The organism is Streptomyces sp. BBFR51, from assembly GCF_044591655.1.
Lineage (GTDB): Bacteria > Actinomycetota > Actinomycetes > Streptomycetales > Streptomycetaceae > Streptomyces.
In genome coordinates this window covers 3,462,501-3,482,949 of record NZ_CP172448.1, presented here as the reverse complement: position 1 = coordinate 3,482,949, position 20,449 = coordinate 3,462,501, and the positions used below count along the sequence as shown (strand labels likewise).

The following is a 20,449-nucleotide window of genomic DNA, read 5'->3' as shown; positions in this document are numbered from 1 at the left end:
TCTTGCAGGCGGGTACGACAGTGCGTCAGGCAGTCGTCACCGTGCCGGTACGGCGTCGGAGCCGGCGTCCGCGTCGCGGGCCGCGGCGGCCGAGCACTGCGGGGAGTGCATCGGCATCTCGGTGAGGCCGGGGTAGTAGACGTGCAGGCTGACCGCCGGCTCCAGCGTGTCGTTGACGACCTCGTGCGCGTACCCCGGTGCGAACACGCGCTGTGTACCCGTCACCAACGCGCGCGTGCCGCGCTCCGTGTGCTCGGTGAGGGCCCCCTCCAGGACCGTCCACACTCCGGAGGAGGGGCCGTGGTCGTGGCGTCCGCTGCCCTGCCCGGGCACCCAGGACAGCAGCCAGACCTCGTACCCGGGGCCGGTGCGCAGCCGGTGGTACCAGCGTGTCGTCGCGTCGTACCGGACGAGGTGCTCCCACTCGGAACGGTCGGCCGCGATGGAGCGGGCCAGGCCGGCGAACTCGGCGACGGTGGCCAGGTGCTCGCGCGGTGCCTGGAGGAGGTGGGGGACTTCGAGGATGTCGCCGGCGATCTGGAGGTCGCTGTCGCTGTTCATGGGTGCGGTGGTTCCTCGGCGGAAGAGTGCGGTGGAGCGGAGCGAATGACGAAGAACGCCCTGGTGGGGCGGGAACGCAGAAGTCGAGTCGCGTGGACTCGGGAACAGCCGGAGCGCGGTTGGCTCAACAGCTGGAACAGCGGCAACAGCTACAGCGAGCGCGGGCAGCACCGTGGGACCCGGCGGTGCGGGTCGAGGCGAGCGCCAAGTTCGCGAGCATGCCCACAAGCACAGCGGTTCACACCAGCACTGTCAACTCGATGCCCGTTATGTGGGACATGTTTCACCTCATCCGGTTCATCGAGCTGGCGAAAGGTTTGCTCAGTCGACTTCCGGGACACATGGCGCACAAGCCGGGCGCACAACCCCCGTTGCGATCCCGTGATCCGAATGTGATCAGGTTCGCTTCGGCGTGTGTATCGGAACGGGATCGAACGCCGGGGCGTCTTCCCTGTTGCGGTGTGAAACGGGGCGGGCGCCCTGGTGGGCCTCGTTGGTATGTCAAGGTTTATGGCGATTTGAACACTTTCTGCATGGCCTTGGTTCCGCAGAGTGAATAAGGGACCCAATAGCAGATCTCGGCTTGACTCGCCCGGAGCTGCACACTTGTAATTTCACTCGTGTCGTTCAGCCGGAATCGGTAACGGCTAGATCACGGGGACGCGAAAGACAGACGAGGGGCGCACATGACCGAGCTGGTGCAGCAACTGCTGGTCGACGACGCGGACGAGGAACTCGGCTGGCAGGAGCGCGCACTGTGCGCCCAGACCGACCCCGAGTCCTTCTTCCCCGAGAAGGGCGGCTCCACCCGCGAGGCCAAGAAGGTCTGCCTCGCCTGTGAGGTCCGCTCCGAATGCCTCGAGTACGCCCTTGCCAACGACGAGCGCTTCGGCATCTGGGGCGGCCTGTCCGAGAGGGAACGCCGCCGGCTGAAGAAGGCCGCGGTCTGAAGCCCGCTGCCTGACGCAGCGGCAGATACGGTCCGAGCAGCGGGAACGGCCCGTCGCGGGTGGGTTGTCCACAGGCGGCGGGCCGCCTCTGTGTCCAGCCGATAGTGTGGGCGCTCGTCCGAGACGCCCCGCCACCCCACCACAGGCACGGGCGTCCACCGCAGTCCACCGAACCGGGGCCCGTACCTCGATGTCCGTGCAGAGTCACACGGCAGCCCAGCAAGACCTCGCTGCCACACCTGAGTTCCCGCGCCACGTCGTGACCGCGGTCCTCGTCGCCCACGACGGAGCCCGCTGGCTGCCCGACGCGCTCGCCGGGCTGCTCGGCCAGGAGCGCCCGGTCCAGTACGCCGTGGCCGCCGACACCGGCAGCGCGGACGACTCCGCGCGGCTGATCGGCGACGCCTTCGGCCACGACCACGTGCTCCACCTCGCCCGGCGCACCGGCTTCGGCCAGGCCGTGGAGGAGGCCGCCCGCACCGCCCCGGACCTCACGCCCGAGGAACTGCCGTACCTGAGGCGGCCCAGCGGCTGGGACCCCGTCACCCGCTCCTGGCGCGACGACGCCTACGACCTGCCGGAGCTTCCCCACGGAGAGCCGGTCCAGTGGCTGTGGCTGCTGCACGACGACTGCGCCCCGGAGCCCGACGCCCTCGCCCAGCTGCTGCGCGTCGTGGACACCGAGTACGAACTCGGCCGCGACGACGTCGCCGTCGTGGGCCCCAAACTCCGCGGCTGGTACGACCGCCGACAACTGCTCGAGGTCGGCGTCTCCATCGCCAACTCCGGCCGCCGCTGGACCGGCCTGGACCGCCGCGAACAGGACCAGGGCCAGCACGACCACGTCCGGCCCGTCCTGTCGGTGTCCACCGCCGGCATGCTGATCCGGCGCGACGTCTTCGAGCGGCTCGGCGGATTCGACCGCCGGCTGCCCCTCATGCGCGACGACGTCGACCTGTGCTGGCGGGCGCACGCCGCCGGACTGCGCGTCCTCGTCGCCCCGGAGGCGGTCGTCCGCCACGCCGAGGCGGCCTCTCGGGAACGCCGCGCCGTCGACTGCGCGGGCCGCACCACCGCCTCCCCGCACAAGGTCGACAAGGCCGGCGCCGTCCACACCCTCCTCGTCAACGTCCGTACGGCCGCCCTGCCCTGGGTGCTGCTGCGCGTGGTCCTCGGCACCCTGCTGCGGACCCTCGCCTACCTCGTCGGCAAGGTCCCCGGCCAGGCCCTCGACGAGATCCGGGGCCTGCTGGGCGTCCTGCTGCGACCCGAGCGCGTCATCGCCGGCCGACGTGAACGCGGCCGCCCGCAGGTCGAGAAGGACGAACTGCGCCCCCTCTTCCCGCCCCCCGGCGCGACCATCCGCGTCACCGTCGAACAGGTCGCGGGCGATCTCTTCGGCAGTTCCGACGCCGAGGCCGCCGCGGGCGCCGGACGGCACGGCGGGGCCATCGAGTCCGGACCCGGCGGCGACGACGCCGACTTCATGGAGATCGAGCAGTTCGCCCGCCTCAAGCGCGTCGCCCGCAAGCCCGGGCCGGTGCTCTTCCTGGTGCTGCTGCTCGTCTCCCTGGCCGCCTGCCGCGCGCTCCTCGGCGGCGGCGCCCTGGCGGGCGGCGCGCTGCTGCCCGCCCCGGCCGGCGCCGGGGAGCTGTGGTCGCGGTACGCGGACGCCTGGCACACGGTCGGCACCGGCGGCACCGCATCGGCGCCGCCCTACCTCGCGCTCGTCGCCGCGCTCGCCTCCCTCCTGCTCGGCTCGACCGGACTCGCCGTCACCCTGCTGCTGGTCTGCTCGGTGCCCCTGGCGGGCGCCACCGCGTACTTCGCCTCCCGCCCGCTGGTCCCCTCCCGGCTGCTGCGCGCCTGGGCGGCCGTCGCCTACGCCTTCCTGCCCGCCGCCACCGGCGCGCTCGCCGGCGGCCGCATCGGCACCGCCGTCCTCGCCGTCCTGCTGCCGCTCATCGCGCGCGCGGGCGTCACCGCGGCCGGCCTGACCCACTCGTCCGGCGCCCGTGGCAGCTGGCGCGCCACGTGGGCGTACGCGCTGCTGCTGACGATCACCACCGCCTTCACGCCCGTCGTGTGGCCCGTCGCGCTGGTCCTCGGCATCGGGGTCCTCGCCCTGCGCCGCGGCGAGATCACGGCGTACGGGCTGCGCTTCCTCGCCCAGCTCGGCACCCCGCTGCTGCTCCTCGCCCCCTGGTCGCTGTCGTTGCTGCCGTTCGGCTTCTTCGAGGAGGCCGGACTGGAGTACGGCTCCTCGGCCGCCTCCGCCCTCGACCTGCTCGGCACGAGCCCCGGCGGTCCCGGCACGGTCGGCGGGCTGGTCCTCATCGGCATCGTCCTGGCCGCGCTGGCCGCCCTGCTGCGCTCCGAGCGGCAGTCGGGCATCCGTACGGCCTGGGTCGTCGCCCTGGTCGCCCTCGTCTTCTCGGTCCTCTCCAACGGCTCCGCCTGGGCCGGGCCCGCCACTCTCGTCTACGGCATCGCCCTGCTGGCCGCCGCGACCCTCGGCGCCGACGGCGCGCGCTTCCGCGTGGCCGAGCAGAGCTTCGGCTGGCGCCAGCCCGTCGCCGCCCTGATCGCGCTCGCGTCGGCCGTCGGCCCGCTGATCGCCGCCGCCGGCTGGGTGATCGGGGGCGCCGACGGCCCCCTGGAGCGACGCGACCCCGTACAGGTGCCCGCCTTCGTCGCCGAGGAGAGCCACACCCGCGACCAGGCCCGCACCCTCGTCCTCGACAGCGACTCCGCCGCCCACGTGGGCTACATGCTGGTCCGCGGCTCCGGGGCCCGCCTCGGTGACGGCGAACTGGCCGACGGAGACGGCGGAAACGGCACCCTCGACAAGATCGTCGCCAACCTCGTGGCGGGCTCCGGCGCCGACCAGGCCGACCAGCTCGGCGGCTTCGCCGTGCGCTACGTGCTCGTGCACAAGGGCGCGCCGCGCGAGGTCACTCGCGTCCTGGACGCCACGCCCGGCCTGAGCAGGCTCAGCCAGCAGGACGGCAGCGGACTGTGGCGGGTGGACCAGGAGGTCGCGCGCGCGACCGTCGTGTCCGGCGAGAAGGCCGGTGCCGACAAGCCCCAGCCCGTGGCGGCCGGACCCGTCGAGATCCACACCGAGATCAAGGCGGGCTCCGACGGCCGCGTGCTGCGCGTCGCCGACACCGCCGCCGAGGGCTGGACGGCCACCCTGGACGGCAAGCCACTCGCCCGCACCACGGTCGACGGCTGGGCCCAGGGCTTCGAACTCCCCGCCTCCGGCGGCAGGCTGGACGTCACCTACGACGCCCCGTTCACGCACACCGTCTGGCTGTGGGCCCAGGGACTCCTCGCCGTCGTCCTGGTCGTCCTCGCCCTGCCCGGCAGGCGCCGCGACGTCGACGACGACCTGCCCGACGAGCCGGTCGTCCCCGCCCAGGCCGTCGAGGGCGAAGGACGCCGGGCCCGGCGACTGCGCGCCCAGGCCGAGGCCGAGGCCGAGGCCGGGGCCGGGGTCGGGGTCGGGGCGGGCATGGAGCCGGACCCCGAGGCCGGGGCCGACGCCGCCGAGGAGCCCGGGCCGCCGGTGGAGGCACCGGCGCCGGTGCCACAGCAGCAGGCGTACGGCGAGTGGGACTCCGCTGGGTACGCCGCGGTCGAGTACGGCTCCTACGGCACCTACGGGGACGCCCCTTACCAGGACGCCCAGCAGCAGTACGACCCGGGCGGGTACGGACAGCAGCCCTACCAGGGAGACCCGTACCAGGGAGACCCGTACCAGGGAGACCAGCAGCAGACGGACGCCTACCAGGGCGGTCACGCCGGCCAGGGCGCTCAGTACGAGGCGGGCCAGTACGACGCGGGCGGATACGACCCGTACGCCTACGGCGATCCGGCGCAGGCTCAGGAGGGCGGGTACGACCCCGCCTACGACCAGGCGTACGGCCAGAACGGATACGAGACGCCGTACGACCCTTCCCAGCCCCAGCAGCCCCACGGCACGGGCAGTGAGCGTCCCGACGGGAGCCAGCAGTGAAGCGCACGACCCTGTCCCTGATCGCCTGCGCGACCGCGCTCGCCGCCGTCACCGGCTTCGCGGCGGTGTCCGCCCCGGGCGACTCCGGCACGGACACCGCGGCGCCCGCCGCGCGGCTGCCCGTGGAGCGGACCAGCCTGCTGTGCCCGGCGCCCAGCACCTCCGACCTCGCCGAGACCGCGTACACGTCCTTCACGCCCGTCACCAAGGGCGCCGACGAGAAGGGCGGCGCCGCACTCGCGACGGCGGAGTCGGGCGACGCCACCGAGGACGGCAAGGACGCCGGGAAGTCCGACGACAAGGGCGACAAGGACGAGAAGGACGACAAGGACGACAAGGACGCGAAGAAGGAGAAGCCGGCCGTCGAGCCCGAGGAGCCCGGCACGCCGGCCACCGGCAAGACCTCCGGAGCCGACGCGCCCGCGCTCATCGGCACCGCCGAGGGGAACAGCGCGCCCGGCTGGACCGTCCAGCAGACCACGGAGGTCGCCGCCGGAACGGGCCGCGGCCTTCAGGGCGTCAACTGCACCGCCCCGGACACGGAGTTCTGGTTCCCGGGCGCCAGTACCGCGGCCGACCGCACCGACTACGTGCACCTGACGAACCCCGACGACTCGGCGGCCGTCGTCGACATCGAGCTGTACGGCAAGGACGGAGCCGTGAAGTCCACGGTGGGGGAGGGCGTCACGGTGCCGCCGCACGCCAGTGAGTCCCTCCTGCTGTCCACGCTCAGCGACGTGAAGCAGACCGACCTGACCGTGCACGTCGGCGTGCGCAGCGGGCGGGTCGGCGCCGAGGTGCAGGCCCTGGACGACAAGACCGGCGGCGACTGGCTGAGCGCGGCCGCGGACCCGGCGAGCGACCTCGTGATTCCGGGCATCCCGAAGGACGCCACCGCCGTACGCCTGGTGCTGTTCACGCCGGGTGGCACCGACGCGGACCTGAAGGTGCGGCTCGCCTCCCCGTCCGGGCTGATCACGCCCGCCGGTCACGAGACGGTGCACGTCAAGGCCGGCATGACGACGGGCGTCGACCTCGGCGAGGTCACCCGCGGCGAGGCGGGCTCGCTGGTGCTGACGCCGACGGGCGGGTCGGTGCCGGTCGTGGCCGCGGTCCGGGTCCTGCGGGGCAAGGGCGACGAGCAGGAGTCGGCGTTCATCCCGGCCTCCGGCCCGGTCGGTGCGCGCGCGACCTCCGCGGACAACCGGGCCAAGAGCACGACCCTGTCCCTGTCGGCACCCGGCGAGGCCGCGAAGGTGAAGGTCACGGCGTCGGCGGGCAGCGAGGGCGGCACGACGGAGACCAAGACGTACACGGTCAAGGGCGGTACGACGCAGAACGTCGACGTACCGGTCCCCGCCGGCCTCAAGGGCTCCTACGCGCTGACGGTCGAGACCGTCTCGGGCGGCCCGGTCTACGCGTCCCGCACTCTGACCGGTTCGGACGACGACGTGGCGTCCTTCACCGTCCAGACCCTCCCCGACGACCGGGGGACGGTCTCGGTACCCAACGCGGACGAGGACCTGTCGGTACTCCAGAAGTAGCGGCGACGGCGGGCGTACGGGTCGAGGCGGCCTCACCGGGCCGTCGCGCACGGCGCCCGCCGCTCAGTCCTCCCCGTACCGCGGATCGACCGTCTCCGGCGTCAGCCCGAGCAACTCCGCGACCTGCTCGACGACGACCTCGTGGACCAGTGCCGCGCGCTCGTCCCGCCCCTTGGTCCGGATCTCGACGGGCCGCCGGTACACGACCACCCGCCCGCGACGCCCGTCCCGCGAGGGGACCGTGCCGCCGAGCGGAACCGCCTCGTCGTTCCACGCCTCCCCGGCCGCGGCCGTGCGCGGCACGTCGAGGACGAGGAAGTCGATGTCGGCGAGCTGCGGCCACCGCCGCTCCAGGCGCTCCACGGAGTCCTGCACCAGGTCCGCGAACACCTCACCGCGGCTCGCGGCGAGCGGCACCTGCGGGGGTGCGACCGGACCGCGCATGCCCCGACCGTGGCGATCACGACGGCGGGGCCCTGGGCGTCCGGCATCACGGGGCGTCACGGGGTTGTCCATCACTGGTGAAGGGTAGTCCCCGGCGGAGGTCGCGTGCCCGACCGCACACCCACACCGGGCGGTGTCGGGGCAGACCGCTCCGCTTGTCGCCGGATGACCATTCCAGCCAAGGTTGGGCTCGATTCCGTATCTCTCCGCGACCGCGGAACTCAAGGCAAATGTCGCTGTTTGTATCGGGTCGTGACCGCCTCCGGAGCCGCGCGGCGTCCAGGACACCGGTGTCCGCGCAGGTCAAAGGGGTGTGTTCCGAGAGGGCCGTGGTGCGTTTCACGCCACGACACGGTGGTGTGACCCGGTGGAGAGTCGTCGCGGCCCGCTCAAGAGTGCGGTACCGTCCAACATCGTGAGCCCTGTACGTCGCTGTTCGCGCACCGCCTGCGGCCGTCCCGCCGTCGCGACGCTGACGTACGTCTACGCCGACTCGACCGCGGTCCTCGGCCCGCTCGCCACCTACGCCGAACCCCACTGCTACGACCTGTGCGCCGAGCACTCCGAGCGCCTCACCGCCCCGCGCGGCTGGGAGGTCGTCCGCCTGCTCGACGGCTCGGCCCCGGCCCGCCCCAGCGGCGACGATCTGGAGGCCCTCGCCAACGCGGTGCGCGAGGCGGCCCGCCCCCAGGAGCGGGCGGCCGAGGCCGGTGGCGGGGCGCGCAGGGCGGACCCGATGGAGGTCGCACGCCGCGGCCATCTGCGCGTGTTGCGCTCGCCGGACAACTGAGCCGCGCGGGTCACGCACCCTCCAACCGGCCGCGTGGGTCGCTCACTCTCCAACCGAGCCGCACGGGTCGCTCACCCTCTTTTCTGGCCACTTGACCCTCTTCACCGCCCTCGGCATCCGCCACATCCGTTGCTGCACACCCATTGACGTCCCCTTGTCGCGGACACGACCATTCCGGGAGCCGCGAGAAAACGCTTTCGCATGGCGGAATTCGGGGAGGCGCCCGTGTACGTGCAGGAACTGGAACCCGTCGCCGGTTCGCTCGGCCTGTCCGCCCTGGTGGCGGCCCTGCCACTGGTGATCGTCCTCGTCCTGCTGGGCGGCGTCCGCATGAAGGCGCACCTGGCGGGCCTCACCGGACTCCTGGCGGCCGTGCTCGTCGCCTGGCTCGCCTACGGCATGCCGCTGGACCAGACGGCCTCCAGCGCCGTCCAGGGAGCGGTTTTCGGCCTCTTCCCCATCCTGTGGATCGTCGTGAACGCCCTGTGGGTCTACCGGATGACCGTCCGCACCCGGCACTTCGACATCCTGCGCCGCTCCTTCGGCCGGCTCTCCGACGACCCCCGTATCCAGGCCCTGGTCGTCGCCTTCTGCTTCGGCGCCCTCCTTGAGGCCCTCGCCGGGTTCGGGGCGCCCGTCGCGATCTGCTCGGTCATGCTCGTCGCCCTCGGCTTCGACCCCGTGCGCGCGGCCGTGGTGTCCCTGGTCGCCAACACCGCGCCGGTCGCCTTCGGCGCGATGGGCACGCCCGTGGTGACGCTGGCCCAGGTCACCGGCCTGCCGCTGGACGACGTCGCCTCCGTGGTCGGCCGTCAGACGCCCCTGCTGGCCCTCGTCGTACCGCTGCTGCTGGTCGCCCTGGTCGACGGGCGGCGCGGACTGCGCGAGACCTGGATCCCCGCGCTGGCCTGCGGGGTCGCCTTCGCCGTCGCCCAATTCGTCGCGTCCAACTACATCTCCGTCCAGCTCGCCGACATCGTCGCCGCGCTGGTCGGCGCCGGCGCCCTGGTCGCCGTACCGCACTCCCGCCGGCCCGCCGCCGAGCCCGTACGGGCGTCCGTGCTGACCGGCGTACGGAGCGAGGAGCTGGACCAGGAGGACTCCCCCCGGGAGGTCGTGCGGGCGTACGCGCCCTACGCGCTGATCGTCGCCGTCTTCTCCGTGGCGCAGATCCCGGCGGTCAAGGACTGGCTGGCGAAGGCCACCCAGAGCTACGACTGGCCGTTCCTGGACGTGGCCGACCCCGAGGGCAATCCGGTCGGCGGCAACGTCTTCTCCTGGCCGATCGTCTCCACCGGCGGCACGCTCGTGCTGTTCGCCGGGCTGGCCACGGCCGTCGTCCTCGGCGTGCACGCGCGCGTGGCGGTCAAGGAGTGGCTCGCTACCGTGCACGAACTGCGGTTCGCGATCCTCACCGTCACCTCCGTGCTCGCCCTCGCCTACGTCATGAACCTCTCCGGGCAGGCCGCCACCATCGGCCACTTCGTCGCCGCGGCCGGTGCCGGACTCGCCTTCCTGTCACCCGTGCTCGGCTGGTTCGGCGTCGCCGTCTCCGGCTCCGACACCTCCGCCAACGCGCTCTTCGGCGCCCTCCAGGTGACCGCGGCGCGGGAGTCCGGCCTGTCGCCCGAACTGCTGGCCGCCGCCAACAGCTCCGGCGGTGTCCTCGGCAAGATGATCTCCCCGCAGAACCTCACCATCGCCTGCGCGGCCGTCGGACTCGCGGGCCGCGAGGGCGACCTGCTGCGCAAGGTGCTGCCCTGGAGCCTGGGCCTGCTGCTGATCATGTGCCTGATCGTCGTCGGGCAGTCCACGGTGGTCCTGGGCTGGATGCTGCCCTGACCGGTCGCGGTCCCGCCCTGACCGGTCCCGCCCCGACCGTGCCCTGACCTCGGGTCCGTGGGTGCTTGCGGGTAGTTTGTGGGCTCCGACAGGACTTTCAGGAAGGTTGGCCGTGGCTGCTGATCTGTCGCAGATCGTGAAGGCGTACGACGTGCGCGGTGTGGTCCCGGACCAGTGGGACGAGTCGCTGGCCGAGCTGTTCGGCGCGGCCTTCGTCGAGCTGACCGGCGCGGGCGCCGTCGTGGTCGGCCAAGACATGCGGCCCTCGTCCCCGGGCCTGTCCGGCGCCTTCGCGCGCGGGGCGGCGGCCCGCGGCGCCGACGTGACCGAGATCGGCCTGTGCTCCACCGACCAGCTGTACTACGCCTCCGGAGCGCTGAACCTTCCGGGCGCCATGTTCACGGCCTCGCACAACCCGGCCCGGTACAACGGCATCAAGCTGTGCCGCGCGGGCGCCGCCCCGGTCGGCCAGGACACCGGCCTCGCCGAGATCCGCGCCCTGGTGGAGCGCTGGAGCGACACCGGCGCCCCTGAGCCCTCCTCCCGGCGGGGCACGGTCACCCGGCGCGACGTCCTCGCCGACTACGCGGCCCACCTGCGGTCCCTCGTCGACCTCACCGCCATCAGGCCCCTCAGGGTCGTCGTCGACGCCGGCAACGGCATGGGCGGCCACACCGTCCCCTCGGTCTTCGCCGGCCTGCCCCTCGACCTCGTGCCGATGTACTTCGAACTGGACGGCACCTTCCCCAACCACGAGGCCAACCCGCTCGACCCGGCCAACCTCGTCGACCTCCAGCAGCGCGTCCGCGAGGAGGGCGCCGACCTCGGCCTCGCCTTCGACGGCGACGCCGACCGCTGCTTCGTCGTCGACCAGAACGGCGACCCGGTCTCCCCGTCCGCCGTCACCGCCCTGGTGGCCGCCCGCGAGCTGGGCCGCAACGGCGGCACGGGCACCGTCATCCACAACCTGATCACGTCCTGGTCCGTCCCGGAGGTCGTGCGGGAGCACGGCGGCACACCCGCACGCACGCGCGTGGGCCACTCCTTCATCAAGGCGGAGATGGCCAGGACCGGCGCCATCTTCGGCGGCGAACACTCCGCGCACTACTACTTCCGCGACTTCTGGAACGCCGACACCGGCATGCTGGCCGCCCTCCACGTCCTGGCCGCCCTCGGCGAGCAGGACGGCCCGCTGTCCGGCCTGGTCGCCCAGTACGACCGCTACGCCGGCTCGGGCGAGATCAACTCCACCGTCGCCGACCAGCAGGGCCGCCTCGCCGCGATCCGGGCCGCGTACGAGGGCCGCGACGACATCACGCTCGACGACCTCGACGGCCTCACGGTCACCGCGGCCGACTGGTGGTTCAACGTCCGCCCCTCCAACACGGAGCCCCTGCTCCGGCTGAACGCGGAGGCGCGCGACGAGGCGACGATGACGAAGGTGCGCGACGAGACGCTGGCGATCATCCGGGCGTAGCCGGGGCCGGGGCCGGGACGCACCCTTCGACCCCCGACACCCGCCCCACGACCGGCGGTACCCTGACCAGCACATCCGCACAAGCCCCACCGCCCCCGAAGGGAACCCCCATGCCGCTCGAAGCCGGCCTCCTGGAGATCCTCGCCTGCCCCGCCTGCCACGCCCCCCTCAAGGAGCAGGACGCGGAACTGATCTGCACCGGCCAGGACTGCGGTCTGGCGTACCCGGTGCGCGACGGCATCCCCGTCCTCCTCGTCGACGAGGCCCGCCGCCCCGAGTAGCCGACGGCCAGGCGAACCGGCACCCCGGCAACCCGGCGACGACCCCCGCGCAATCGAACGAACGCCCCGGCGATCGGAGACCTGCCGCCATGCTCGACGAATCGCTCCTCGACGCACCGGAGCGCCTCACCGAGGCCGACCGCCGCGGCCTCCTCCGCGGCGCCGCCGAGGCCGGTGCCCGCGTACGCACCGCCGCCCGGCTCGCCGCCGAGGCCGGCGTCGGCACCCTCAAGCCGGACGGCCGCCCCCGCGCCGTACTGATCGCAGGCCCCGGCGCCGCCGCCACCCACGCCGCCGACCTCCTCGGCACCCTCGCCGGCGCCGGCAGCCCCGTCACCCGCCTCGCCCCCACCGGCGTGGCCGCGGCCGCGGGCGCCCTGCGCTGGGAACTGCCCGGCTGGGCCGGCTCCGTGGACCTCCTGCTGATCGCCACGCCCGACGGCAGCGAGCCCGGCCTGTCCCTGCTCGCCGAACAGGCCTACCGCCGGGGCTGCACGGTCGTCGCCGTCGCCCCCGCCCGTTCCCCGCTCAGCGACGCGGTGAGCGCCTCCCACGGCCTGTTCATCCCGATGGCGACCGCGCCCTACGACCACGACGAGCCCCTCGCCGGTGCCGCCCCCGGCGTCCTGTGGGCGCTACTCACCCCGCTCCTCGCGCTGCTGGACCGCACCGCCCTGCTCGACGCGCCGCCCGAGGCCATCGAGAAGGTCGCCGACCGCCTCGACACCATCGCCGAACGCTGCGGGCCCGCCATCGTGACCTACAGCAACCCGGCCAAGACCCTGGCGTCCGAGCTGGCCGACTCCCTCCCGGTCGTCTGGACCGAGGGCATCTCCGCCGGACCCGCAGGGCGCCGCTTCGCCGCCGCGCTGGCCGAACTGTCCGGCACCCCGGCCGTCGTCGCCGAACTGCCCGAGGCGCTCGCCGCGCACGGCGCCCTGCTCGCGGGTCAACTCGCCGCCGGCGCCGACCCCGACGACTTCTTCCGCGATCGCGTAGAGGAGGCACCCGCCCTGCACGCGCGCGTGGTGCTCCTGCGCGACCGCCCCAGTGGCGGCCTCACCGCCGCCCCGGGCGCCCGTGACCTGGCCCTCGGCCACGACACGCCGATCAGCGAACTCGAGCCGGAAGCGGGCGGCGAACTGGAGACGCTCGCCGAACTGATCGCCATCACGGATTTCGCCGCCGTTTACCTGGCGCTCGCCTCGGGCGCCTGATCTCGTACGAACCAGGAAACACGCACCGCGCACGCACCGGCAGAGAGAGCCCATGGACCGCCTCGACAACACCGTCCGCCCCTACGCCTGGGGTTCCACCACCGCGATCCCGACCCTGCTCGGGACCGAGCCGACCGGCGAACCGCAGGCGGAGATGTGGATGGGCGCCCACCCAGGCGCCCCCTCCGGCACCGGCCGGGGCACTCTCGCCGAGGTCGTCGACGCCGACCCCGAGAAGGAGCTGGGCGCCGCCTCCGTGGCCAGGTTCGGCCCCCGCCTGCCCTTCCTTCTCAAGCTCCTCGCGGCCGGCGCCCCGCTCTCCCTCCAGGTCCACCCCGACCTCGCCCAGGCCAGGGCGGGCTACGAGGACGAGGAGCGCCGCGGCGTCCCCCTGGACGCGCCGCACCGCAACTACAAGGACGCCAACCACAAGCCCGAACTGATCTGCGCCCTCACCGAGTTCGACGGGCTCTGCGGCTTCCGTCCCCCGGCCGAGACGGCCGACCTCCTCGACGGCCTCGGCATCGCCTCCCTCAAGCCGTACGTCGACCTGCTGCGCGCGCACCCCGAGGACGCCGCCCTGCGCGAGGTCCTCACCGCGATCCTCACGGCCGACCCCGAAAAGATGTCCCACACGGTCGCCGAGACCGCGGCCGCCTGCGACCGCCTCGGCGGCGCCTACCGGCCGTACGCCGACATCGCCCACCACTACCCGGGCGACCCCGGCGTCCTCGCCGCGATGCTCCTCAACCACGTCCGGCTGCAGCCCGGCGAGGCCCTGTACCTCGGCGCCGGCATCCCGCACGCCTACCTGAACGGCCTCGGCGTCGAGATCATGGCCAACTCCGACAACGTCCTGCGCTGCGGGCTGACCCCCAAGCACGTCGACGTCCCCGAACTCCTGCGCATCGTCCGCTTCGAGGCAGGTGACCCCGGCATCCTGCGCCCGGAGGCGTCCCCCGACGGCGAAGAGGTCTACGACACCCCGAACGACGAGTTCCGCCTGTCCCGCTACGTCCTGCCCGAGGGCGCCGCCGTCCACGACCTCACCCTGCCCACCCCGCAGATCCTGCTCTGCACGGCCGGCACGGTACGGGCGGGCGAGCACGAACTGGCCCCCGGCCGGTCCGTCTTCGTCCCGGCACACGAAAAGGCCGAAGTGTCCGGAACCGGCACGCTCTTCCGCGCCACCGTGCGCGTCTGACGCGGGCCTGACGAACGCACGAAGGGGCATCCGGCACGTCGGGGCCCGCGAGGGCTGCAACAATGGCGCACCGCAAAGGAGGGGCAAAGCCGGATCACCGGCCGAGCCCCCACCAGCGTACGGACGCAGACGAGCAGATGCAGGCCAAGCAGATGCAGGCGAAGGGACAACGCGACACATGAGCGCGTCAGGCGGAACCAGGGCGATCGTGGCGGCACTGCTCGCCAACCTCTCGATCGCGGTAGCGAAATTCGTGGCGTTCCTCTTCAGCGGATCGTCGTCGATGCTCGCCGAGTCCGTGCACTCCCTCGCCGACTCGGGCAACCAGGGGCTGCTGCTCCTGGGCGGCAAACGCGCCCAGCGCGAGGCCACCCCGCAACACCCCTTCGGCTTCGGCCGCGAGCGCTACATCTACGCCTTCCTCGTCTCCATCGTGCTCTTCTCGGTCGGCGGCATGTTCGCCCTCTACGAGGGCTACGAGAAGATCAAGCACCCGCACGAACTGGAGCACTGGTACTGGCCGGTGGGCGTCCTGGTCTTCGCGATCATCGCCGAGAGCTTCTCCTTCCGGACCGCCATCAAGGAGTCCAACCCCCTGCGCGGGCAGAAGTCCTGGAAGGAGTTCGTCCGCCACGCCAAGGCCCCCGAGCTGCCGGTCGTCCTCCTGGAGGACCTCGGCGCCCTCATCGGCCTGATCCTCGCCCTCGGCGGCGTCGGCCTCGCCCTGCTCACCGGCGACGGTGTCTGGGACGGCGTCGGCACCCTGTGCATCGGCATCCTGCTCATCCTGATCGCACTGGTCCTGGCCGTTGAGACCAAGTCCCTGCTGCTCGGCGAGGCCGCCGGCACCGAGGCGGTCCAGCAGATCGAGGCCGCGATCGTCGCCGGCGACACGGTCACCGGCATCATCCACATGCGCACCCTGCACCTCGGCCCCGAGGAACTGCTCGTCGCCGCCAAGATCGCCGTCCGCCACGACGGCACGGCCACCGAGATCGCCTCCGCGATCGACTCCGCCGAATCCCGGATCCGCGAGGCCGTCCCGATCGCCCGCGTCATCTACCTGGAGCCGGACATCTACAGCGAGTCCGAGGCCGCCAAGGGCCCGGACCCCGAGGCGACGCCCGGCGGCCCGACCACGCCGCCCGCCGCCCACTGACGGTCGTCCCCCCCAACCGCCGTCACGTTTCGTGAACGTCCGGAAGTGTTCGGAGGCGGACTGGGGACGACGGCCGCCCGCGGTGTAGCTTGGGACGGAGCCAGACGTCGCTGCTGATGGCGGTCGGGCGGTCCAGGACGGACCGGCCGAGGGAGAGAGGGCCTCCGACGGACTGCGCTGCGCGCACGCGGGCATGCCTGTGTCCTCTTCGGGGCACCCCTGTGTCCGCCGCCGCGCAGGTCAGCCGTACCCACCTCGACCCAACCCGAGGAGCAGCCCGCAATGACGACTGTCGACAACCGACAGGACTTCAAGGTCGCCGACCTCTCCCTGGCCGCGTTCGGCCGCAAGGAGATCACCCTCGCCGAGCACGAGATGCCGGGCCTGATGGCGATCCGCAAGGAGTACGCCGAGACCCAGCCCCTCGCCGGCGCCCGCGTCACCGGCTCCCTGCACATGACCGTGCAGACCGCCGTGCTCATCGAGACCCTGGTCGCCCTGGGCGCCGAGGTCCGCTGGGCCTCCTGCAACATCTTCTCCACCCAGGACCACGCGGCCGCCGCCATCGCCGTCGGCCCGAACGGCACGCCCGACAACCCGCAGGGCGTCCCGGTCTTCGCCTGGAAGGGCGAGACCCTGGACGAGTACTGGTGGTGCACGGAGCAGGCGCTGACCTGGCCGAACACTCCCACCGGCGGCCCGAACATGATCCTGGACGACGGCGGCGACGCCACCCTCCTCGTCCACAAGGGCGTCGAGTACGAGAAGGACGGCAAGGTCCCCTCGGTCGACACCGCCGAGTCCGACGAGCACCGCGTCATCCTCGAACTCCTCACCCGCACGGTGAGCGAGAGCCCGCAGAAGTGGACCCAGCTGGCGTCCGAGATCCGCGGCGTGACCGAGGAGACCACCACCGGCGTCCACCGTCTGTACGAGATGCACCGCGACGGCACCCTCCTGTTCCCGGCCATCAACGTCAACGACGCGGTGACCAAGTCGAAGTTCGACAACAAGTACGGCTGCCGCCACTCCCTCATCGACGGCATCAACCGCGCCACCGACGTCCTGATCGGCGGCAAGACCGCCGTCGTCTGCGGCTACGGCGACGTGGGCAAGGGCTGCGCGGAGTCCCTGCGCGGCCAGGGCGCCCGGGTGATCATCACCGAGATCGACCCGATCTGCGCCCTGCAGGCGGCGATGGACGGCTACCAGGTCACGACGCTGGACGAGGTCGTCGACAAGGCCGACATCTTCGTCACCACGACCGGCAACAAGGACATCATCATGGCCTCGGACATGGCCAAGATGAAGCACCAGGCCATCGTCGGCAACATCGGCCACTTCGACAACGAGATCGACATGGCCGGCCTTGCCAAGACCCCCGGCATCGTCAAGGACGAGGTCAAGCCGCAGGTCCACACGTGGACCTACCCCGACGGCAAGGTGCTCATCGTCCTGTCCGAGGGCCGCCTGCTGAACCTGGGCAACGCCACCGGCCACCCGTCCTTCGTGATGTCCAACTCGTTCGCGGACCAGACCCTGGCCCAGATCGAGCTGTTCACCAAGCCCGACGCGTACCCGACCGACGTCTACGTGCTGCCCAAGCACCTGGACGAGAGGGTCGCCCGGCTCCACCTCGACTCTCTCGGCGTCAAGCTGACCACGCTCCGCCAGGAGCAGGCCGACTACATCGGCGTCAAGGTCGAGGGCCCGTACAAGGCGGACCACTACCGCTACTGAGCCCGCCGGCTCCTTCGAGACAGGCCCCCGCACCCCCGTGTCGGGGGCCTGTCCCGTCGGCCCCGCCGGAGCCTCAGCGCCGGATCAGCACCCGGACCAGCAGCCCGTCACCACCCAGGACCCCCATGCCCCGCGGCCGGTATTCGCTCCACGATCCGCACGACCACACCCCCCTCGCGGAAGAACACTTCCAGTGCGCCCCCGGCCCCTCCGGCTGGCGCTACGTCTCCCGGCTGACCACGCCCGCCGGTGACCACCACGGCTCCGTCGACCTCGCCCTCGACGAGCTCGGCCGCCCCATCCGCCTCGAACTCCACACCGCCGACTGGCAGGTGCGCGGCGCGGCCGTCGACGGCATCACATGGGTCCGTACCGACCCCACCGGAGTCCACGCCACCGAAGGCAATGTGCGCGCCCACGCCTTCACCGGAACGTCCCCGGCCTTCCTCGTCGCCGTCGCCCGTCTCCTGCGTCTCACCCCCTCCGCATCAGCCACCCGCGTACGCCTCGTCGCCCTCACCGACCCGGTCCTCGCCCCCCGCACCGTGGACCAGTCCTGGACCTTGCTGAAAAGAGAAGCACACGCCACTGACAACGGCCCCCTCACCGTGGACGAATACCAGGTCACAGCCCTGGACACGGGCGAGCAGCACTCCGTGCACCTCGCCGGCGACGTCGTCCTGGCGGCTCCCGGCATCGAGCTGGAGGACCTCGAGACACCGCCGTCCGTGTTCCCCGAAGACGCGTAGGGCGGCCAAGGTGCGGGCGGGACCGCTCGAGCGCGCAGCCTTCCGCGGCTACGCCGGCGGCACGAACCCGTTCCCGGGCCGGACGTCCGACGGCACGTCCCGCGGCGCCCCGGGCCGACCCTCCTGCGACGGCCCGGCGGGCGGTGCCACGGGAGGCGCCGACGGCGGCTGTACCGGCGGTGTCATCGGGGCAGCCTGCGGGGGAGACGCCGGCACCGGCGCCGCAGCTCCCTCACCCGCCGCCGCGCCGCCGAACGCCCGCCACGCCTCCCGGGCCTGCCGCTCGTGCAGCACCGCCGCCAGATACGCGGGCGGCGGAACCTCCTGCGGCACCGGGGCACCCGTACGAGCCGCCACATCGGTGGCGAGCCGTTCCGCCATGGCCCAGCCGACACGGGGGTCCAGCTGCCCCATCCGCGTCAGGTACTGACGGACGGCAAGCCACAGATCATCGGGCACCGCGGACAGGTCAAGTCCCGAGAACCGCCCCGCCAGCCAGGGCGGAGGCGGCGGCATGAACCCCGCCGAAGAGACCGGCACGCGCTCCCGCACGACCAGCGTGCCCGCGAACACGTCACCGAGCCGACGCCCCCGCGCCGACACCAGCGAGGCGATACAGGCGACAACCCCGAACGTCATGAGGATCTCGATCACCCCGATCAAGCCCCGCACCAGCGAGTGCCGGAACCGGATCGGCCCGCCGTCGTCCCGCACCACCCGCAGCCCGCACGCCATCTTCCCGAGCGACCGCCCATGGCTGAGCGTCTCCACGGCGATCGGCCCGCCCACCAGTACGAGGACGAAGGTCGCGATCGACAGAGCGGTCTGCGCCGCCAGGTCCAAGGAGGAGGTGGACGCCATCAGCGCGACGGTCACCGCCACGTAGACGGCCAAGGCGACCGCCAGATCGAGCAGAACGGCCAGTGCCCTGCTGGGCAGCCTCGCGGGGCGCAGCTCCAGCGCCACCGCCTCGCCCGTCACCAGCTCACTCACGCCCGCCGCCCTTCCCCTGACTGCCCCCGTCCCCGCCAGTCTGCCAAGCTGAGGACGCACCGCGCCGCAGTACGACAAGCTGATCCACGACGAGCCGCCGACGATAGCCGAGGAGCAGGCACACCGATGGACCTCGACGTCTTCGTCTCCGCCCACCGCGCGGAGTGGGACCGCCTCGACGCCCTCCTCCGGCGCCGCCGCCGACTGACCGGCGCCGAGACCGACGAGCTCGTCGCCCTCTACCAGCGCACGGCGACCCATCTCTCCCTGATCCAGTCCAGCGCACCCGACCCCCAGCTGACCGGACGGCTCAGCCAACTGGTGGCCCGCGCGCGCAGTGCCGTGACCGGCACACGACGCGCCTCCTGGCGCGACGTCACCCGCTTCCTCACCCAGCAGTTCCCGGCGGCCGTCTACCGAGCCCGCCACTGGTGGGTCCCCACGGCGCTCCTGTCGACCGCGGTCGCGGCGCTCCTGGGCTGGTGGATCGGCGCCCACCCGGAGGTGCAGTCCACCATCGCGGCGCCGAGCGAACTACGCGAGATGACTCGTCCCGGTGGCCAGTACGAGACGTACTACTCGAGCAACCCGGCCGCCTCCTTCGCCGCACAGGTGTGGACGAACAACGCCTGGGCCGCGGCGCTCTGCCTCATCCTGGGCGTCTTCCTGGGCCTGCCCGTCCTCTGGATCCTGTTCCAGAACATGCTCAACCTCGGCGTCGGCTTCGGCCTGATGTCGTCGGCCGGCCGCCTCGACACCTTCCTCGGGTTGGTCCTGCCCCATGGCCTGCTCGAACTGACGGCGGTGTTCGTGGCGGCCGGCACGGGTCTGCGTCTGGGCTGGACCCTCATCGACCCGGGGCCCCGCACCCGCCGCATCGCTCTGGCGGAAGAGGGCAGGGCAGCAATCGGCATGGCCGTCGGCCTGGCCCTCGTCCTCTTCGTCTCCGGTGCCATCGAAGGCTTCGTCACGCCTTCCGGCCTGCCCACCTGGGCCCGCATCACCATCGGAATCGTCGCCGAACTGGCCTTCCTCGCCTACGTCTACGTCCTGGGCGGCCGTGCCGTACGCGCCGGCGACACGGGCGACGTCGAGGCCGCCGAGCGCAGCGCCACCGTGCCTACGGCCGCCTGATGTGCATCGGGCCATCCTGAGCTGCTAGTGTCCTCTTCGTTCCCGCAAGCGCCGTTGACACGGGGTGAGCGGGGAGGTAGATTTGAACAGTTGCCTGCAGACGGGTTCACCCCAGAGGGTGACGGTGAACATCTACGAGCTTCTCCGAATCACTGAATTCGACGAAGCAATCTCCCGATGAATCGGAATCGAGTGGCCGGTCAGACCGGCTCGGAACTTCTGATAAAGTCGGAGTCGCCGGAAAGGGAAACGCGAAAGCGGGAACCTGGAAAGCACCGAGGAAATCGGGTCGGAAAGATCTGATAGAGTCGGAAACGCAAGACCGAAGGGAAGCGCCCGGAGG

At 72.3% G+C, this 20,449-nt stretch carries 16 protein-coding genes; 13 read left to right on the top strand and 3 right to left on the bottom strand.

Annotated features, from left to right (window positions below; all coding sequences use genetic code 11):
* Positions 1 to 36: 36 nt before the first annotated feature.
* Positions 37 to 561, bottom strand: a complete 525-nt coding sequence (locus tag ACGH7X_RS15740; RefSeq protein ID WP_399885809.1) for a cysteine dioxygenase — start codon at positions 559 to 561, stop codon at positions 37 to 39.
* Between the two features lie 686 nt (positions 562 to 1,247).
* Here ACGH7X_RS15740 and ACGH7X_RS15735 point away from each other — a divergent pair.
* The 3 genes from ACGH7X_RS15735 (at position 1,248) to ACGH7X_RS15725 (ending at position 7,076) form a co-directional block, all read left to right on the top strand.
* Positions 1,248 to 1,511: a WhiB family transcriptional regulator gene (locus tag ACGH7X_RS15735; protein WP_003975777.1), complete on the top strand. Its 264-nt coding sequence runs from the start codon at positions 1,248 to 1,250 to the stop codon at positions 1,509 to 1,511.
* Between the two features lie 190 nt (positions 1,512 to 1,701).
* Positions 1,702 to 5,532 (top strand): glycosyltransferase, encoded by a 3,831-nt coding sequence (locus tag ACGH7X_RS15730; RefSeq protein WP_399885807.1) that lies wholly within the window; start codon positions 1,702 to 1,704, stop codon positions 5,530 to 5,532.
* Positions 5,529 to 7,076 (top strand): DUF5719 family protein, encoded by a 1,548-nt coding sequence (locus ACGH7X_RS15725; protein WP_399885805.1) that lies wholly within the window; start codon positions 5,529 to 5,531, stop codon positions 7,074 to 7,076. The genes ACGH7X_RS15730 and ACGH7X_RS15725 overlap by 4 nt, the downstream gene beginning before the upstream one ends.
* Before the next feature lie 63 nt (positions 7,077 to 7,139).
* On the opposite strand, the gene ACGH7X_RS15720 is transcribed toward ACGH7X_RS15725, so the two are convergent.
* On the bottom strand, positions 7,140 to 7,592 hold the full coding sequence (locus ACGH7X_RS15720) for a metallopeptidase family protein (RefSeq protein WP_399897039.1): 453 nt from the start codon (positions 7,590 to 7,592) through the stop codon (positions 7,140 to 7,142).
* Between the two features lie 295 nt (positions 7,593 to 7,887).
* Here ACGH7X_RS15720 and ACGH7X_RS15715 point away from each other — a divergent pair, with 295 nt between their 5' ends.
* From ACGH7X_RS15715 to ACGH7X_RS15675, 9 genes are all read left to right on the top strand, one after another.
* Positions 7,888 to 8,310: a DUF3499 domain-containing protein gene (locus ACGH7X_RS15715; RefSeq protein ID WP_115742448.1), complete on the top strand. Its 423-nt coding sequence runs from the start codon at positions 7,888 to 7,890 to the stop codon at positions 8,308 to 8,310.
* Between the two features lie 225 nt (positions 8,311 to 8,535).
* On the top strand, positions 8,536 to 10,152 hold the full coding sequence (locus ACGH7X_RS15710; protein ID WP_399897036.1) for an L-lactate permease: 1,617 nt from the start codon (positions 8,536 to 8,538) through the stop codon (positions 10,150 to 10,152).
* Positions 10,153 to 10,264: 112 nt separating this feature from the next.
* Positions 10,265 to 11,629, top strand: a complete 1,365-nt coding sequence (locus ACGH7X_RS15705) for a phosphomannomutase/phosphoglucomutase (protein ID WP_399885803.1) — start codon at positions 10,265 to 10,267, stop codon at positions 11,627 to 11,629.
* A 110-nt stretch (positions 11,630 to 11,739) separates the two neighbouring features.
* Positions 11,740 to 11,910 (top strand): Trm112 family protein, encoded by a 171-nt coding sequence (locus tag ACGH7X_RS15700; protein ID WP_007450268.1) that lies wholly within the window; start codon positions 11,740 to 11,742, stop codon positions 11,908 to 11,910.
* Positions 11,911 to 11,999: 89 nt separating this feature from the next.
* Positions 12,000 to 13,127, top strand: a complete 1,128-nt coding sequence (locus tag ACGH7X_RS15695; RefSeq protein WP_399885801.1) for an SIS domain-containing protein — start codon at positions 12,000 to 12,002, stop codon at positions 13,125 to 13,127.
* A gap of 52 nt (positions 13,128 to 13,179) precedes the next feature.
* The gene (gene manA / locus ACGH7X_RS15690; RefSeq protein WP_399885799.1) at positions 13,180 to 14,331 is read left to right on the top strand and encodes a mannose-6-phosphate isomerase, class I; all 1,152 of its coding nucleotides are present in this window, start codon (positions 13,180 to 13,182) and stop codon (positions 14,329 to 14,331) included.
* Positions 14,332 to 14,509: 178 nt separating this feature from the next.
* Positions 14,510 to 15,490: a cation diffusion facilitator family transporter gene (locus ACGH7X_RS15685; protein ID WP_399885797.1), complete on the top strand. Its 981-nt coding sequence runs from the start codon at positions 14,510 to 14,512 to the stop codon at positions 15,488 to 15,490.
* Between the two features lie 282 nt (positions 15,491 to 15,772).
* Positions 15,773 to 17,230 (top strand): adenosylhomocysteinase, encoded by a 1,458-nt coding sequence (ahcY, locus tag ACGH7X_RS15680; RefSeq protein ID WP_399885795.1) that lies wholly within the window; start codon positions 15,773 to 15,775, stop codon positions 17,228 to 17,230.
* Between the two features lie 125 nt (positions 17,231 to 17,355).
* Positions 17,356 to 17,979 (top strand): hypothetical protein, encoded by a 624-nt coding sequence (locus ACGH7X_RS15675; protein ID WP_399885793.1) that lies wholly within the window; start codon positions 17,356 to 17,358, stop codon positions 17,977 to 17,979.
* A gap of 48 nt (positions 17,980 to 18,027) precedes the next feature.
* On the opposite strand, the gene ACGH7X_RS15670 is transcribed toward ACGH7X_RS15675, so the two are convergent.
* Positions 18,028 to 18,972 carry an RDD family protein gene (locus ACGH7X_RS15670; RefSeq protein WP_399885791.1) on the bottom strand — a complete coding sequence of 315 codons (945 nt, stop codon included), beginning with the start codon at positions 18,970 to 18,972 and terminating at the stop codon, positions 18,028 to 18,030.
* Between the two features lie 126 nt (positions 18,973 to 19,098).
* Between ACGH7X_RS15670 and ACGH7X_RS15665 the strand changes: the two genes are divergently transcribed.
* Positions 19,099 to 20,106 carry a stage II sporulation protein M gene (locus tag ACGH7X_RS15665; RefSeq protein ID WP_399885789.1) on the top strand — a complete coding sequence of 336 codons (1,008 nt, stop codon included), beginning with the start codon at positions 19,099 to 19,101 and terminating at the stop codon, positions 20,104 to 20,106.
* The last annotated feature ends 343 nt before the right edge of the window (positions 20,107 to 20,449 follow it).